The organism is Ignavibacteriales bacterium, assembly GCA_020635255.1.
Classification (GTDB): Bacteria; Bacteroidota; Ignavibacteria; order Tepidaquicellales; family Tepidaquicellaceae; genus JAEYVS01.
Genome location: JACKAC010000003.1, coordinates 53,191 through 69,726, shown reverse-complemented (window position 1 = coordinate 69,726; position 16,536 = coordinate 53,191). Strand labels below are relative to the sequence as shown.

Here is a 16,536-nt window from a genome sequence, read left to right as displayed (position 1 = left end):
GCCGTAGAGAAGAAAAAAATTCCTTACTCGTACTGTTGGCGGTAGTATTTAGAGCCGGCAGTGAATTTGAGCGGGTGATCTGCCATCCATTCAGCGAAGGCATCGAACGTGGATTTGTTTTTATCGTACCAGGCGGAGAACCTGTCCGGATCGGCGTACGCGAGTATGAGGTAGTTATAACACGTGAGGTAGTCTTTGTTCATATCCATCAGCTGCTTCTGCCTGTCGAAGAGGATGTTCTGGTATTGGGGTTCATTTTTTTCAGTCCAGAGTTTTGCAATGACATCGCGGAGGTGAGCGAAGCCGTCTAGATTTAATCCGTATTCCTGCAATGCAGTTACACCGAGGAGGCTGTACATTTCATATCTTCCCTGTAAGTTTACCTTGTCTTTGTCACCAAGTGAGTTGAATGGATTTATAGAGACGGTATACCCGTCGTCGGTCTTTTGAATACGGGATGCGTAGAAGTCATAGATCATTTTGCTCAGCTCCTCGGCGCGGGCATTATCGGGAATCAGGTTTAGGTAAATCTCCCCGTACAGTACAGACCAAATGGATTGGCTAGAACCGTCGAGGAGCTTTGCTGCCATGTAAAAATTACTGGGATAAGCGGGATCTACAGCGATACCTTTTTCGAATTTCTCCAGCGCTTTTTCCATCTCCTTTTGCTTCGCGAGGGTGATGCCGTAGTTATAATACATTACGCCGGAGTTTGGGAATTTTTCGAGCCCGGCTTTGTAGGTTTCAATCGATTTGTATGGGTCATTCATTTCATCGTAAACATTTCCGAGGAGCACGTACATGTCGGGATTCTTAACGCCCTTTTCTATCTGCGCAGAAATAAGGGAGACGACCTTCTGGTAATTTTTGAGGGCGCTGTATGTGTAACCCATCTCATAAATAATTACCTCGTTACCGGGTTCAATCTCGAGCGCCTGCTCATAGAGGGAGATGGCTTTGTCGTAATTACCGTTGTCGTGTTCGTTTATACCCTGTTCGAACAGCTTCTTTGCTTCGGGGTCATTGACCTGCGCGAATGCAGATGTGCAAGCGAATATAAATAAAAAGAGGTAAGCTAGTTTTCTCATTTCCGTTTTCTTTAATTTTGCGGTTCAGTCTTTGGGACTTCGCCTTCTTTGAATACGGCGAGGACAATACCTCCGGGCGCGTCATAGAGGAAAAGGCGGTCATTTTCTATTGTCCATGTGCGGGCATTTTGCAAAGCATTGAAGAATCCTTGCTCATTGACACCTTCACAGTACATCCGTGTGGAAATTATATTGCCGAAGTATATCTTGTCGCTTGTAGCATAGACCGGTCCGCCCATAGTGTTACAACCGGTGCTTCCGCTCATAGTAGTAGAGTTGACCTTTAGCTCCATCCATGGGAGACCGTTAGGGAAGTTAGAGTTATCGGCGGTTTTTCCGGCGAGGTTTTGGAGAACCCAGACCTTGTTTAGTTCATATTCTTTACCGATGTAGGAGTTACCGGAGGATGAGCACCCGGCAAGAAGCAGAGTAAGCGCAATAGCCGGTATTAACAGGCTCAGTGTTTTCATTTGCATAAGGGTTTTACTAAAGATAGTGTTTTATTGGGAATTATGGAATGGGAAAGCAGGCATGAGGAGGGGTTGCCGGCTGAATTTTAAGGCTGTTTTTTTGATTTCCCGTTACGTAAATTCATCCACCGCACAACCCTTAAATTAAAACAAGATGAAAAAAATCTTATTCTTATTTGGCTTTTTGTTCTGTCTTTCCTTCTTCACTTCACAAAATTCTTATTCACAGGCTCTGGGTTTTTATATTGAGAACAACACCGGGGTTACTCTGAATAACATTTATGTTTCACCTGCAGAGAGCAATAACTGGGGTGACGACATATTACCGAGTGATCTTTTTAACGACCAATCAACCGTACAGGTATATATTCCGGAATCGCTGGGAGAAACCTGCATATTCGACATAAAGATCACCGACCTGGATGGGAATGCAGTAATATTTTACAATGTGGATGCATGTGCACTACATACGCTCCGGATAAATTGGGACGGAACGTTTGAAGTGATAAACGAGTAGCTTTTAAAAAAGGCGGTCAATGACCGCCTTTTTTGTTTATTTAATAAACCCTTCTTTCTTAAAAGATTCGTATCCTTTCTTAGTCAGGTCTCCCAACTCTTTAAACAGATCCTCATCAATGGTTTTGAAATTGAAGCATGATTTCCCCTGCATTTTCTTTTTGAGCGCAGGCGAGATGCCCTTTAGCAAGGCGGGATTTGTATATACAGGCATGAGGTAATACGATACGTAATTCTTTTTTATTGCGACAGCGGCGAAGAACATCGGTTTTTTGTTGAATTCGGTATTAGTATTTAGGTAGTAATTGTCTTCGGTGCTGTTTTGAACAACTATACCTTTTTTAAATTGAGTGAGGTTCTTTTTTAACCGCGTGAAGATATCTTTGAAGTTTTCCATTTGTAAAAATAACTTTTCCTGAAATGAATTTGAATTTTAAAAAAGAGCTATTCGTAGGAATTAAGTTTGGGCAAAAAAAATGGCGCAAAGTAAATCTTTGTGCCATTTGTGTTGGTATCACAACGGGACATTACACTGCATGATAACAGCGCTCTGCCACAGTATATACGGGGAAGGGTATTTCAATTCAAAAAACAATTTCTATTCAAAATTATTATATGGAGGAGTAATAAGCAAAGAAATTAAAGTAATATTATACCCAGTAAAAATTAACACAATGTTGCTAATTTAGGCTAAAAATTGTATTTTTTAGGAATAATTATACCCATAAAAAATGGCAAAAAATCTTATAAGAATTTTACAAACCTTCAGTAAAGAAGAGATGAAGGATTTTAAGACCGTACTGGAATGTCCGTACTTTAATAAGGGACGTGATTACACGGTTATTCTGGATGGTCTTAGTGAGTACATTTCGAAAAAGGGTAAAGATACCGAAAGCTCTTTTGAGAACTTCTTTATGGCGAAGGAGGAGAACAGGTCATATTCGAAGCAGACATTAAGGAACCGGTTTTCGGAATTAAAAAAATTGACGGATGAGTTTCTTGTCATAAAGAACATAAAAAACGACCGTGTTCATCGCGAGAAACTCCTTCTCAATGAATACAAAGATCGGGGGCTTCATAAGGAGTTTGAAAAGAGGATAAACAGTTTGGAGGGGTGTGAAATACAGAAGTTTAATTTTAACACAGACATGAAGGATATACATTTTTTACATGCGCAATGGCTGAGCATGACGGGAAAGAATTTTCATAATCAATACCTGGTATTTACAAATTACCTGGCGAGCTGTTTCTTTTTAATTGTTTTCGATCTATATATAGAGCATACACAGCAAAAGCTACACAGGGTAAAATCGGAAAACAATCTCGTGGACCTGATAGCACGGTCGATAAATCTGAAGAGGCTTAAAGCCGGATTGAGGCGCATGAATTTTCAATTTTCGAAAGAAGTTAAACTCCATACCTGTTTGTTCTCTACTTTCAGCGAGCCTGATAATAAACGCAACTATCTCACGGCAAAGAAATTCTTTTTCCGGAATATAAACAGCTTTTCAGAGAAGTATAAGGATTCGGTTCTCAAGGTGATGACAAACCATTGTATAAACCGCATGAACATAGGCGAGGAGGATTATATAGCCGAGATATTTTACCTGTTCAAAAAGAAGCTGGAGCTTGGTCTTTACGACGATCTGAAAAAGTTTACATTTCCGCTAAACAACTTCAGGGATTATGTATTTATAGGTCTAAAGATGAAGGATCTGAAATGGACGGAGAACTTTATTCATAAATACTCACACTTCCTTCCCTCAGAGCAAAAGGAAAACGAACTTAACCTTTCGCTAGCCAAGATAGATTTTGAGAAAGGTAAGTTTGAAAAGTCGCTGGAGCTGGTGAACAAGGTGAACGCAGAGAACTATATTTATTACATAGACAAGTCCAGGCTAAGGATGAAGAACTTCTTCGAGCTGGGTATGCTGGATGAAGGATATGAGGAGCTAAGCAAGCATGCACAGTATCTCAAAAACCGCCCGGATATTCCTCTCTCTCACCTTAATACGGGCAAGCAGTTCATGAACAATTACAAATTTATTTTGAAGATGGCAGGGAAGCCGAAAGACCAGAGAAAGGAGATGGCGGATTTAGATCCTCATACACCTAAGAAGGATTGGTTTGGAGAGAAAGTGCGTGAAATGGTGAAGGAAGTTAGAGCACAAGCTTAAATCCATTAGAGAAGGAATAAGAAGTATTTGGCACGGAGGGAGGAGGGAAAGTATCATAAAGAAGCCTGTACTTTATCACAAATTTGAATTCATCGAATATTTTGAATTCCAGATCGGTTTGATTTACCAGACGGTAGTCATCGAGCTGGGTGACCTCAGGCTGATAATATACTGTACCAAAAAGCAGGAGCTTGCCAATATTAAATGTGTATGAAAAATAACTGCTTATCCTGTTTTCACGTTCTATGATAGGTTCGGATTGTCTTTCCTCGTATTCGTACATGTACAGCGTCCCGATGTAAAATCTCATCTTATCCGTATCATATAATTTAAATCTTGGTCCTGTGCCGGCAAGGAGGCGGAGCTTTATATCCCTTACTTTATTAAACTGAGCCTGAGTGAAGACTTCCCATCTCAGAAATGTATCGGTGAGTTTATAGTTATACCTGATATGCTGAAAGCCGCTGTTCTGGAAATCCTTGTCATCTGCTTTAATGAAACCCAAATCCGAAAGAAAAAGGAAGAGGCTTTTATCTTTTTTAAACTGAATCTGGGCTTTACCCTCAATCGCGTAAACGGTGCTAACCTCTTTTAGGATGAAGAAGTCTGCGCTGGCTTCACCCGCCCATCCGTCCTTTTCGGTACGGAGTCGGCGCGCCTCTATATTAACAACCTGTGAGAATGAAGTTGAAGCAAAGAGTAGTACGAACAGAAAAGCCGTAAGTGTTTTCAATAGGATAAGGTTTTGGTAAAATTAAGAAAAAAAGGGGAATATTTAAAGGAGGAGGGTAAATCCTCCTCCTTTATGAAGTTATTTTATTAAGAGCATTTTCTTGGTTTCGGAGATACCGTCCGTGTCAAGGCGGTAAAAGTATGTTCCGCTGGGGAGGTTTGCCGCATCGAAGTCTACCTCATAAGTGCCGGGTTTCAGATCTTCGTTTACAAGTATAGCAACCTCTTTACCGAGTATGTCATATATAACAAGTTTTGTGTTGAATGCTTTTGGTATGTCGAATTTTATTTTAGTCATAGGATTGAACGGGTTTGGATAATTTTGAGAAAGTGAGAATGCTCCTGGAACGTTCGAGTTTGCCGGGATTATTGTTGTTGGCAGACCGTACTTTAGTGTAATGAAATTATATCCATTGGTGTTTGTATTGGTTCTTCCTGTTATGTAAACGTTTCCCTGCGCGTCGAGTATCATATTTTTTGTTTCATCATTTAGGTTATTAGGTCCGTTATATCTGAATCCCCACAGTGAGTCTCCCGCCGGGCTGTATTTTATAAGTAATATGTCACCGTTAGGAGCATAGCTGTTTCCGGCTACATATACATTTCCAAAGGGATCAGTTCTAATGGTTATTCCTTCATCCCAACCACTGCCTGAGGGACCGTTATATCTTTTTACCCAGGCGGTATCGCCGGCAGGAGTATATTTGATCGTTGTAGCGTCGCCCTCGGTACCGGCTCCATAGCTGTAACCGGTTATATAGGCATTGCCGGAATGATCCACGGCGACCGAGTATGCTTCATCCCAATCGTTGCCGGGACCGTTATATGTTCTTGCCCATTGTTCTACGCCTGCCGGATTATATTTAACGGTCGCGTAGTTCCTTGTAGAGCCGGGACCTTCTACATAGCCGGTAACATAAACATTGCCGGAATCGGTTACTGCAATACTATATGCGTAGTCATTGTAGCCCCCAGGGCTCGAATAAAAAGCATGCCAGAGTTCGTTTCCCGCAGAATCGTATTTAATAGTACCAATGTCATCTTCCGAAGCACCGCCGGCAATTCTTTTCCCGGTTAAATATATATTGTCCGAATTATCGACAAAAATGGCTTTAGGAATATCTTCCGGACTTGCTACAGCTCCGACCGACCGCGTGACCCATAACGAATCACCAGATGGACTATATTTGATCGTAAGGAAATCATAATAAGTGCCTGAATTGTAACTGTATCCTGTTACAATAATATTTCCCGCGTGATCGATGACAATCCCGGTAGGTTCGTCGAAATTGTTCCCGAGTGTTGGTCCGGTATATATTTTTGCCCATTGCTGTACACCAGCCGAATTATATTTTATTGTAATGTAGTCGGCAATGTTGGAGGCATCTCTGCTGCTGCCTGTAACGTACACATTACCGGAATCATCAACTGCAATGCCTACCGGTACATCTCCCCGCAGGGAAGGTCCGCTGTAAGTTACAGCCCATTGCTGAGCGCCTGTGGGATTGTATTTCACGGTTGTAATGTCGGTATTTGTGCCACTGAGAGTGATTAACCCCGTTACATATACATTTCCCTGAAGATCGGTTGTAACCGCTTTGGATTCATCGTTCTGAACTCCAGAGCTGTTGTAAGTGGATACCCATTGCTGTGACACCTGTGAGAATATGTTAGATAAAGGTATTAAAATCATTAGTGAAAGCATTACAATTGTTTTCATCTTACCTGAGTTTGTTTAGATGTAAAGTTGCTCCTAATTTAAAAGCGAGGCTACTATACGGCAAAGAATAATTATTTAAAAATTATCCTGAAATAGCTCGGAATTGACGTGTTAAGAATTGAGTAAACCTTTAATTTCAGATTGTTTTTTGAGTTTTTTTATCTGAAATTAGATCTATATAATTATCCCGGGATGGAGAATATTAAATTAATTAAAGTTCTGCGCTCGTTCGATAGTAAGGAAATGAAACGCTTCGGCGAGTTCATCTCATCGCCGTATTTTAACAGGAGTAGGTTGGCGATATCTTTATTCGAATCACTTGAAAGGTACTACCCGGAATTTAAGAACAGGAACCTTACCATAGAAAAGATATTCGCTAAAATCTTCCCTAAACAGAAATACGATTATCACAAGATCAATAACGTTATATCAGACCTGTATAAGCTCGCGGAAAAATTCCTTGCTCAGATGCATTTTGAGAAAGGGGAGTATTATCTGGAAAGAAATGTACTGATGGAACTTCGTCTTAAGAAGCTTTTCGGTATCTATGAACAGAAGATGGCATCCTATACTAAAAAGCTCATTGAACGAAAGGCTAAAGACGAAGACTATTTTTACTATCTGTACGAACTTAACGATGAGTACCTGTGGTACGCAACAATTAAGAAACCAAATACGGAGCTTAATATTTTACAAACAGAGTTTGACCATTTCCTGCGTTACGCGGTCATACGCCTGCTGCGATTTTATAACCTAATGCTGCACGAGAGAAACCAGAATAATTACGATTACAACCTAATGATGGCTGACGAGATGATAGATTTTTTGGATAAGCATCCTTTTAGTGACGTTTCCATTATTGAAATTTACAAGACGACGCTCTTATTATTGAAAACAAAAGAGAAGAAATATTATGACAAGCTATGGAAACTAAAGGAGAAACATTTTAAAGAACTGAATACAGAGGATGCCCGGTTGATGTATATACATTTGTATGATTTTGCGGCGTATATGGTGAATTTCAAAGGGGAGGAGTCATACAATAAGGACATGTTTGCGATCTATAAAGAAATGCTGGAAGAGAAATTCATCACACCGCAGAGTTTTCATTACGCGGATTTTATGAATGTTATAAAAATTGCCTGCCGTAATAAAGAGTTTGCTTATGCAAAGGAAGTGCTATCGAGGTTTGAACCCTTTTTTCCAGAAAATGAGAAAGTAAACGTCAGCGAATTTTGCCATGGAACAATAAAATACTGTGAAGGTGACCTAAAGCAAGCGCTGGAGCATTTTTCAAAGACGAACTTTCAGAACTTTATTTTTAAGGTACAGGTCAAGATACTACTGCTGAAGATATATTATACTCTTGGTATGACGGAACAGGTTTACCAGATGGTAGATACGTTTAAACATTACGTAGCGAGAGAGAAGAATCTTTTGCAGGAACACAGGGACGCGTATATTGATTTTCTAAACTGTATGGTTAAGCTGAACAAGATAAAGAGCGAGCCGGTTAAGGATCATTCATTTGAAATGAAAAAGCTTATTAAAGAAGCAGATAATATTACATATAATCCATTCCTGATAAAATCATGGCTTCTAGAGGAAGTAAATAAAAGGGCATAGCCTGGAAAGCTATGCCCTCGTGCAATTTATTTTACTACCACCATTCTTTTTGTTTCCGTGAAGCCGTTAGTTATAAGCCTGTAAAAGTACGTCCCACTCGGGAGTTCAGCCGCGCTAAAATCAACTTCATATGAGCCGGGTTTTAGGTTTTCGTTCACAATTACAGCAACTTCTTTTCCCAGTAAGTCATATACGGCAAGCTTAGTATTAACAGATTTAGGTATGTCAAATTTAATTTTTGTGACCGGGTTAAACGGGTTTGGATAGTTTTGATAAAGGTTATAGTCTGAGGGATTCTCCGAATTAATTTGTATTAACGATGTTGTTTGGGAGTACTTAATCGTGAGGTAATCGTCAGAGTTTAGAATATCACCACTCCTACCCGTAATAAAGACGTTACTATTATTATCAAGAACAATATCATTTGCGACGTCAATATTGTTGCCTGCACCGGTAGATCTTATTTCCCATAATTGATCGCCATTCGGATCATACTTTACTGTCAAATAATCTTCAGCAGCTCCTGACTGTCCCTGACTCCCACCTGTTACATATACATTTAGATTTGGATCAATAGTAAGTGAATAAGCAACATCATTTCCACTAAATCCGTTATAGCTTTTTATCCAAAGTCTCCCAGATGAATTATATTTTGCTGTTATATAATCATAATCAAATGACGGGGAGCGGGCATATCCGGTAGCATAAATAACACCGTTCGCTCCGGAAATACGATTTGCATTACCATCCAAACCCTGTAAATATTTGTCATACCATTGAAAAATGCCATTAGAATTATACATTACTGTTATAAACGAACGGAATCCGGATGAATCGCTGTATCCGCATACGTAAGAATTTCCCAGATCATCAACCGCTATATCTGATGACTCATCCGAACCAGTGTTAGGTGAATTAAAAACAGTTGCCCACAGTTGACTTCCGGAGGGGTTATACTTTACGGTTACAAATCCGTAATTTGGGCCAATGTATTCATTTCCTGAGATTATAACATTTCCTGGGTTATCCACAGCTATTCCTGTGCCCAAATCGGGTCCACTAGCTGTGCCATTATATGTTTTAGACCAAAGTTCAGTACCGGATGCATCATACTTGATAAGTAATAGATCGTTATTGGATGAAGTTAAAGTGTTACCCATAACGTATATCGAGCCTTGATGTATAATCAGTTTTTTGCCTTCGCTGTTCGATCTTTTTCTAATCCATTGTATTGCACCGCTTGAATTATACTTAATGGTAACACAGTCACTATTTGAGGGACTTGCTTCAGAGCCGGTAATATAAACATTTCCTGAATCATCAACCGCTACATCTCTGCCATAGTCTAAACCGCTTGACAGCCCGTTGTATACATCGCTCCATTGAACTATACCTGAAGGGTTATATTTTATAGTTACAATGTTGGTTCTTTGTGTAATAGTGTCGCTATTGTTTCCGGTCACATATACATTCCCAGATGCATCGGTTGCTATTGAATATGCTATATCGCTTCCATTCACAGGTCCGTTATATCTTTTTGACCATTCCTCACTAACCTGAGCGTAACAGGGCGTTATGATCAACATCAAATATAAATATATTAAAAATTTCATTTTTCTGATTTAATTATTTTAATAAAACCATTTTTCTCACCTGGCTGTATTTATTGCCAATTGACAGCTTGTAGAAGTATATCCCGGAACTAAGCTTTGTACCATTAAAGAAATACCGATATTCTCCCGCGGGAAGAGTTTCATTTACAAGTATCTCTACCTCTTTACCAAGAGCGTCGTATACCCTCAACTCCACAATATTTGATCCTGTATTGTAAAATTTAATGTTTGTTGTCGGATTAAATGGATTTGGGAAGTTTTGAAATAACTCATACCGATCGGGTGTAGTAGTCCCGTTAAATCCTGTGGAAACAATTGAGCCTGTCGAGCCTCCTGATACCCAAACATGAGTTCCCGTGCCGGTATTCTCGGACCATAGTGCTAGTGAGCTGTCTCCCTGGGTAAACCTAAATCCGGGCCTTGGGTTCGTTGTGAGTGAAGCGTCGATATGATTTACCGGTGATACGGGAGATCCCCATACATAATTATTACAAACAACCATAGAAACACTATCAAAAGAATTGGAAATATCACAGTATGAACAATAAAACTTTCCAGGTGAATTCCATTTCTCTTTGATATCGGCTCTCTGTGAGTTTCTAACACTAAAATCAACATTACCTCCAATCCAGTTTCTGCTTCCGTTTAAAGAAGTAAAGTATTCAATATCCCAGTCCTCAGATGAGTACCTAGTTCGTGATACAATCATAAGTCTATTGTATGCTCCATTTGACGCAATATATGAATGTGACCTTCTCCTTGAATTGGGATGTATTGTTCCGACTGTAGATACAGAGGAAGTAAATGAAACAATAGATGAAACATGAATAGAAACGGTTGAAGTATCCTGGAATCCGGTCGCCACAAAAGCTATTGAATCATCTCCATTTTCAAAATATGCTATATCGTAAAATACGTCGGCTGATAATCTAAGACTATTAGGTACGATCGGTTCGGGTTTATATGTAAAAGACGGTGTAAGTGTAAAAGGGGAATTGCATCGGGCTACTTTTCCGCTAAAACCCCGCAATGGGGGGATTGCAGAAGTTGAATCGTAACAGGCAACTATATAAACCCATGGGACGGTCGGATATTCAGCATTGTCGGTACAAATACGAGGTCGATAGTATCTGGAATTTGATGTACTGCCGGGCCAATTTAATGTATAGCCAGACCAGTTTACACCGTTTGTGATTTTTACAATTAGAACGCCGACCAGTTTATCTCCCGACCCGTTTGTATAACCAAAAACTATCCATAGATATTTATCTCCGGTATTACCCTCAATAATCTCAGTATCTATTTCATCAATGTTAATTCTATTCCCAGTCGAAAATGAAATTATTGGAGTGTAATCCAGCCAGCTAATACCATTATCCTCAGAATATTTTACACCAATGGCATCTTCGGTTCCGTTATCAAAGCCGTAAACAGTCCAAATTCTTGATGCTGTTACCCCTCGTTGTTCTGTACTTAATGATATGGCTTTTAATCCTGACACTGCGACTACCTGGCTTACATTTATGTTATCGGATTGAAAAGGAGGTCCTGAAGTTGATCTTTTATCGTACAGGGATATTGGTGTTCCGGGTATTGTAATGGAACCGGTTAGCGCATCCATTTGCTTTTGTAATTCATCTATTTCAAGCTGATTATTATCCATCTTAGCTTTCATCATTAATTTTTCAGTCGTCAACTCATTAATAGTCTGGGGTTTATTGAATGATGGAAGACCTTTTATCTCAACATGAAAATCTTTTCCTTTTGACTGCTTTTGTCCGGATACGGTAAGTGGAATAAGTGTTGTTATAACTATTAACAAAATTAATCGCAAATTTTTCATTTTAGCTTTGTTTAGGTTGCAAATAATAACCGGCGTACCGGCACGCCCTTGGGGGTAGAATGTTTCGAACCATTCTACCCGGTTAATTATTTGCAGATTTTTGAATTTCTAAAGCAAAATAAAAATTGAAGAGTGTCTTATTCAAAGAAAAATCAGCCGGATTTTCACTGGCTTAAAATCAAAAAACCCTAAAAAATAAGTCGTTTTTATAGATTTTTAGACTTATTTTTCACTGCATGAATAACAATAGTACCATATCAATTTTCAAAAGCTTTTCCAAAAATGATGTAAAGGCATTCGATGATTTTATAAGGTCGCCCTATTTTAATAAGAAATCTTCTGTTATCAGGCTGTGGGAGATTCTAAGAGATCTGTTTCCGGATTTTCCCGACGAGGAACTTAGGAGAGAGAAACTATATAAGAAATTGTTTCCCGGGAAAGAATATAATTATGGTACAATCAAGAACCTTATTTTTGATATTTCCAAGCTTGCTGAAAAATTTCTAGAGATGGAATTTTATAATAACGATGACTACTTCAATTACTATTATCAGCTTGGTGGCCTTTTGCGTAAAGGACAGATGAGACTTTACAAATCAAGAAGCGCAGAGATCGAAAAAAAACTAATGAATCAGGATGAATTTGATGGTGAAAATTATGACAAACTCTTTAATTTAAAATGGTTCAAGCTAGAGTATATATTTTCTAATATTACCAATGATGACAGTAAAGAAGAAGTCTATGCCATATCAAAGTATTTGATTTATGACTTTGTGGTTAAACTGGTCAAATCTTTTATAAATATTAAAGGGATCGAACTGGAGTTTAACTTTAAAAACGAGAATGCTGAAATTATCAGGTTCTTTGAAAACATAGATCTGGATGGGTTTATTAACAGGGTCGATGGAATTTCAAATAAAGATATTAAAATTCTTTCGATCTATTATAAGCTATATAAGTCGGTATCAAATCCGAGTGATATAAATCTTTATTTCGAACTCAAAGATTCTTTTATAAAAAATGTAAATTTGTTTTCGATAGATGAAAGGAGAGTTTTATATTCGGGATTGAGAATAGCCTTAATATTTGTATCATTCAAAAATGATATCGCCTATGATAATGAAATATTTTTTATTTATAAAGCGATGCTCGAGGATAATTCAATCTTAAATTATTATGGAAATATAGAGCTGATTGTATTTGCAAATTACATTTCATATGCGACACGATCCAATGATGCAGGATTCATAAAATTCTTTTTAGAGAAGTATCTTGATAAAATACCTTCTGAACACAGAGAGAACCTAAAATTATTCGGAGAAGCAAATATATCTTATTTGAATAAGGATTATTCAAGCTCCCTGGAAAATCTTTTAAAGGTTAACGAAAATATATTGGGTATTAAACGGGCTGTAAAAAATCTTGAGATGATCATTCATTACGAGCGTGATGATTATGATTCTTTTCTGTATTCGGTTGATTCCTATAAGCATTACATCTCAAGGAATAAAAAGATCACATCCGATATGAAAGAAAATATTATGAGAACCATACACTACCTGAGCTCAATGTTTAAGCTAAAAGATAATCCAGATGAGTATGAAAGATCGAAGCTATTGGAGCAAGTTAAGAATGATCGGGTACCGATAAAAGGATGGATAATCGAAAAGCTATCTGAATACAAATAGAATTCAGAACATGGCTGGCAGGTGAACTAAATAGTTTATAGAGTTTATTATTACTAAATTTATGAAAAGGAAAATTTGATAGACCTCAAACAAATACTTGCGGCACCCGGAGAGAAGATCTCTTTAAAGGATTATAAAACAGGGTATTGTGGTGATTATAAGGATAAGGATGAGGCTAAGGATAAGCTCGAGGATGACATTAAAAAGCTTCAGAAACTGCAATACCGTCTATATGCAGAGAATAGGCATGCATTACTGATCGTGCTTCAAGCGCCGGACGCGGCGGGAAAAGACGGAGCGATACGTCACGTGATGTCGGGCATCAATCCGCAGGGTACACAGGTTTTCAGTTTTAAGCAGCCGTCGCAAGAGGAGCTGGACCATGATTTTCTATGGCGGTGCACAAAGGCTCTGCCGGAGAGAGGACGTATAGGGATATTTAACCGCTCACATTATGAGGAGGTGCTGGTCGTGAAAGTTCATCCGGAGTATTTGATGAGCCAGAACCTTCCGGGGATCACTTCGGTAAGTGATATACCGCCGGGTTTCTGGAAGAGCAGGTACGAGCAGATAAATAACTGGGAAAAACATCTTAGCGATAACGGAACAGTAGTTGTGAAATTTTTTCTTCATTTATCAAAAGAGGAGCAGAAGGAGAGATTTCTCGCGCGCATAGATGACGAGGATAAGAACTGGAAATTTTCGAAAGCAGATATGTCGGAGCGCGGATACTGGGATGATTATATTAAAGCGTACGAGGATATGCTCAGCTACACATCTACTGAGTGGGCGCCATGGTATATAATCCCTGCTGATAAGAAGTGGTTTTCGCGCACGGCGATAGGTGACATTGTTGTAAGGACCCTCGAGAAAATCAATCCGCAGATACCCGAGGTAAGCGAGGCAGACAGAGCAAAGCTGATGGAGATCAAAAAGACTCTCGAAGAAGAGTAAACCCTTATGGGAAACCAGGCCTTATATATTCTTACAGTTTTTTTTGGATTTTTCGCAATGATGAATCCGATAGGAAGTACACCAATCTTTATAAGCCTTACCAAAGGCATGAGCGCCGGTGACAGGAAGACAATTGCACTCCGCGCCCTTCTAATAGCATTTATAATAGTAGTTGTGTTTATACTTGTAGGTAAGTTTATTTTTCAGCTGTTCGGTATTACACTTCCTGCATTCAGGATCACCGGAGGGATATTGTTATTTATTTCCGGGATGAAGATGCTTCTCAGTGATAATCCCGACCCGGAAGTAAAGGGTATCAATGAAACGGATATGAAGACAAAGACACGGATTGCCGTGTCTCCGCTTGGTATTCCCATTCTTGCCGGTCCGGGAACCTTAGCGGCGGCAATGAACTTTGTTTCCGACGGGTCGCCAATGTCACTTGCAATAACGTCGGGAATCTTTCTTTTATTGTGTATTTTGACTTACCTGCTTTTTATATCAGGTCAGAAGCTGGTTAATTTTCTCGGTGAGAATGTCATACAGGTCATCAGCCGTTTAATGGGATTGATATTATCAGTCATTGGGACAGAGATGATCATAAGCGGTATCAGGTCTGCTATCGAACTGCATTAGTTATTTTACCAGCACCATTCTTTTCGTCTCATTAAATTCACCCGCTTCCAGTCTGTAAAAATATACCCCGCTGGGATAACCCGATCCGTCGAAACTGTATTCATAAACACCCGGCTGTAACTCTTCATCGAAAAGAACCGCTACTTCCTGCCCGAGCGAATTATAAACTGTCAGCTTTGCCTGTTTTTCATTACCGGGTATCTCGAAACGTATCTTTGTGGAGGGATTGAACGGGTTTGGATAGTTTTGATGTAACGCAAATGACACCGGTATCTCGGAGGAGATGGGATCGATGTTGACGGTACTGGCGTTAAGTGTGCGTAATGTATAATCGCCCGATCCTGTCCAGCCGGTATCCTGATTTAAGAAGTATAGATAATTTAATTGCTTGCTAGTATCAACTGATTGAGCATCCCATAAATTGCCACCGTTCGATGTCCAGTATATTTTTCCTTTAGAAGTGGATACAAACCCTATATCACTGGAGGTGAAAAATACATCTCTGAAAAATTCTGTGGCTGACGAAGGACTTAACTGTATTTCCCAGTTTACCCCTCCGTCTGAAGATTTATAAACGCTATTTGAGTATAGTAAAAGAATCCACATGTTATTCTCATTAAAAAAACAGGCCTTCCCAGTTTCAAGTGTGGGGAATAAAGTTGAATTTATTTTAGACCAGTTAATGCCTCCATTTGTAGTTTTCATTATTTCGATCGGATATCCCGCGGAATTATTATATCTTTTCTGAATACCGACCCCTTGTGTTTCATTAAAAAATTTTACCGAGGAAAATTTTATAGGCTGATCCACATTATCAATGCTTTCATATATCGGAATCCAGTTTTGACCGGAGTTTGTTGTCTTTGATAGCATATAATTAAACTTCAAAGCCTGACCGGAAAGCCTACTATAAGTTGTTACAACAAAACCGGTCTGATTATTTATAAAATAAATTTCATCGTGTACTACTTGTTGCCTGCCAACCGGATAATTTATTGCCTGAGCAAGCCAATTATTTCCTCTATTTGTTGTTCTATATAGTTTGTAATCTTCAGCAATCCAACCCGTATCATTATTAGCGAAGAACATTGCCTGATATTCATTTGTATTTAAGGATTTTAACATCCAGTCCATTCCTGAATTTGTTGTTTGAAAAACTCCATCCGGAGTGGCCTGCCAGCCATTTAAGAAATCTGTAAATTGAACAATGTTTGAATACCCGTAATCTGAATTTAGTAATTGCCAAGTTGGCTGGGAAAATGTTAGTTTAGGAAGTAGAACAACAACTGATAAAATTAATATGATTTTGGTAGATTTTCTCATTGTATTTATTTTGGTAGTTAATGTAATATTAGTATTTTTTGACTGATATATCAACAGCAAATAAGCCATTAAGCGGTTTGTATTATTTATACCTGTTTTACCTTTCATCTTTTTCATTTCCTTCTATCTTATTTATAGTTAACAACTTAA

At 38.8% G+C, this 16,536-nt stretch carries 14 protein-coding genes; 6 read left to right on the top strand and 8 right to left on the bottom strand.

What is annotated here, in order from left to right:
- Positions 1–23 precede the first annotated feature (23 nt).
- Together H6614_12805 and H6614_12800 are read right to left on the bottom strand one after the other, a co-directional pair.
- Positions 24–1,088 carry a tetratricopeptide repeat protein gene (locus H6614_12805; protein ID MCB9244547.1) on the bottom strand — a complete coding sequence of 355 codons (1,065 nt, stop codon included), beginning with the start codon at positions 1,086–1,088 and terminating at the stop codon, positions 24–26.
- A gap of 11 nt (positions 1,089–1,099) precedes the next feature.
- The gene (locus tag H6614_12800; protein MCB9244546.1) at positions 1,100–1,558 is read right to left on the bottom strand and encodes an META domain-containing protein; all 459 of its coding nucleotides are present in this window, start codon (positions 1,556–1,558) and stop codon (positions 1,100–1,102) included.
- 154 nt (positions 1,559–1,712) lie between these two features.
- Between H6614_12800 and H6614_12795 the strand changes: the two genes are divergently transcribed.
- Positions 1,713–2,075, top strand: a complete 363-nt coding sequence (locus H6614_12795; protein ID MCB9244545.1) for a hypothetical protein — start codon at positions 1,713–1,715, stop codon at positions 2,073–2,075.
- Between the two features lie 36 nt (positions 2,076–2,111).
- Here H6614_12795 and H6614_12790 read toward each other — a convergent pair whose 3' ends face one another.
- Complete coding sequence (locus H6614_12790; GenBank protein MCB9244544.1) at positions 2,112–2,471, bottom strand: hypothetical protein; 360 nt, start codon at positions 2,469–2,471, stop codon at positions 2,112–2,114.
- Between the two features lie 334 nt (positions 2,472–2,805).
- On the opposite strand from H6614_12790, the gene H6614_12785 reads away from it, so the two are divergent.
- The gene (locus tag H6614_12785; protein ID MCB9244543.1) at positions 2,806–4,251 is read left to right on the top strand and encodes a hypothetical protein; all 1,446 of its coding nucleotides are present in this window, start codon (positions 2,806–2,808) and stop codon (positions 4,249–4,251) included.
- On the opposite strand, the gene H6614_12780 is transcribed toward H6614_12785, so the two are convergent.
- On the bottom strand, positions 4,235–4,984 hold the full coding sequence (locus H6614_12780; protein ID MCB9244542.1) for a DUF481 domain-containing protein: 750 nt from the start codon (positions 4,982–4,984) through the stop codon (positions 4,235–4,237). The two genes, H6614_12785 and H6614_12780, sit on opposite strands and share 17 nt — an antisense overlap.
- Positions 4,985–5,062: 78 nt before the next feature.
- Complete coding sequence (locus H6614_12775) at positions 5,063–6,703, bottom strand: SBBP repeat-containing protein (protein ID MCB9244541.1); 1,641 nt, start codon at positions 6,701–6,703, stop codon at positions 5,063–5,065.
- Between the two features lie 192 nt (positions 6,704–6,895).
- Between H6614_12775 and H6614_12770 the strand changes: the two genes are divergently transcribed.
- Entirely contained in the window at positions 6,896–8,329 is a 1,434-nt protein-coding gene (locus tag H6614_12770; protein MCB9244540.1) for a hypothetical protein, read from the top strand.
- A 26-nt stretch (positions 8,330–8,355) separates the two neighbouring features.
- On the opposite strand, the gene H6614_12765 is transcribed toward H6614_12770, so the two are convergent.
- Complete coding sequence (locus tag H6614_12765; protein ID MCB9244539.1) at positions 8,356–9,942, bottom strand: SBBP repeat-containing protein; 1,587 nt, start codon at positions 9,940–9,942, stop codon at positions 8,356–8,358.
- A gap of 13 nt (positions 9,943–9,955) precedes the next feature.
- Complete coding sequence (locus H6614_12760) at positions 9,956–11,764, bottom strand: T9SS type A sorting domain-containing protein (protein ID MCB9244538.1); 1,809 nt, start codon at positions 11,762–11,764, stop codon at positions 9,956–9,958.
- A 257-nt stretch (positions 11,765–12,021) separates the two neighbouring features.
- Here H6614_12760 and H6614_12755 point away from each other — a divergent pair, with 257 nt between their 5' ends.
- The 3 genes from H6614_12755 to H6614_12745 are packed head-to-tail and all read left to right on the top strand — an operon-like array spanning position 12,022 to position 15,063.
- Positions 12,022–13,473, top strand: a complete 1,452-nt coding sequence (locus tag H6614_12755; GenBank protein ID MCB9244537.1) for a hypothetical protein — start codon at positions 12,022–12,024, stop codon at positions 13,471–13,473.
- Between the two features lie 57 nt (positions 13,474–13,530).
- A complete protein-coding gene (locus tag H6614_12750) occupies positions 13,531–14,427 on the top strand; it encodes a polyphosphate kinase 2 family protein (protein ID MCB9244536.1) in 897 nt (298 codons plus the stop codon).
- A 6-nt stretch (positions 14,428–14,433) separates the two neighbouring features.
- On the top strand, positions 14,434–15,063 hold the full coding sequence (locus tag H6614_12745) for a MarC family protein (GenBank protein ID MCB9244535.1): 630 nt from the start codon (positions 14,434–14,436) through the stop codon (positions 15,061–15,063).
- Here H6614_12745 and H6614_12740 read toward each other — a convergent pair whose 3' ends face one another.
- Positions 15,064–16,503, bottom strand: coding sequence for a T9SS type A sorting domain-containing protein (locus tag H6614_12740; protein ID MCB9244534.1), 1,440 nt, complete (start codon positions 16,501–16,503; stop codon positions 15,064–15,066).
- Positions 16,504–16,536: the final 33 nt, after the last annotated feature.

What these genes read in the sequence shown, in the direction of transcription:
- H6614_12805 (MCB9244547.1), bottom strand. Translation starts at nt 1,088, where the DNA reads ATGAGAAAACTAGCTTACCTCTTTTTATTTATATTCGCTTGCACATCT.
- H6614_12800 (MCB9244546.1), bottom strand. Translation starts at nt 1,558, where the DNA reads ATGAAAACACTGAGCCTGTTAATACCGGCTATTGCGCTTACTCTGCTT.
- H6614_12795 (MCB9244545.1), top strand. Translation starts at nt 1,713, where the DNA reads ATGAAAAAAATCTTATTCTTATTTGGCTTTTTGTTCTGTCTTTCCTTC.
- H6614_12790 (MCB9244544.1), bottom strand. Translation starts at nt 2,471, where the DNA reads ATGGAAAACTTCAAAGATATCTTCACGCGGTTAAAAAAGAACCTCACT.
- H6614_12785 (MCB9244543.1), top strand. Translation starts at nt 2,806, where the DNA reads ATGGCAAAAAATCTTATAAGAATTTTACAAACCTTCAGTAAAGAAGAG.
- H6614_12775 (MCB9244541.1), bottom strand. Translation starts at nt 6,703, where the DNA reads ATGAAAACAATTGTAATGCTTTCACTAATGATTTTAATACCTTTATCT.
- H6614_12770 (MCB9244540.1), top strand. Translation starts at nt 6,896, where the DNA reads ATGGAGAATATTAAATTAATTAAAGTTCTGCGCTCGTTCGATAGTAAG.
- H6614_12765 (MCB9244539.1), bottom strand. Translation starts at nt 9,942, where the DNA reads ATGAAATTTTTAATATATTTATATTTGATGTTGATCATAACGCCCTGT.
- H6614_12755 (MCB9244537.1), top strand. Translation starts at nt 12,022, where the DNA reads ATGAATAACAATAGTACCATATCAATTTTCAAAAGCTTTTCCAAAAAT.
- H6614_12745 (MCB9244535.1), top strand. Translation starts at nt 14,434, where the DNA reads ATGGGAAACCAGGCCTTATATATTCTTACAGTTTTTTTTGGATTTTTC.
- H6614_12740 (MCB9244534.1), bottom strand. Translation starts at nt 16,503, where the DNA reads ATGAAAAAGATGAAAGGTAAAACAGGTATAAATAATACAAACCGCTTA.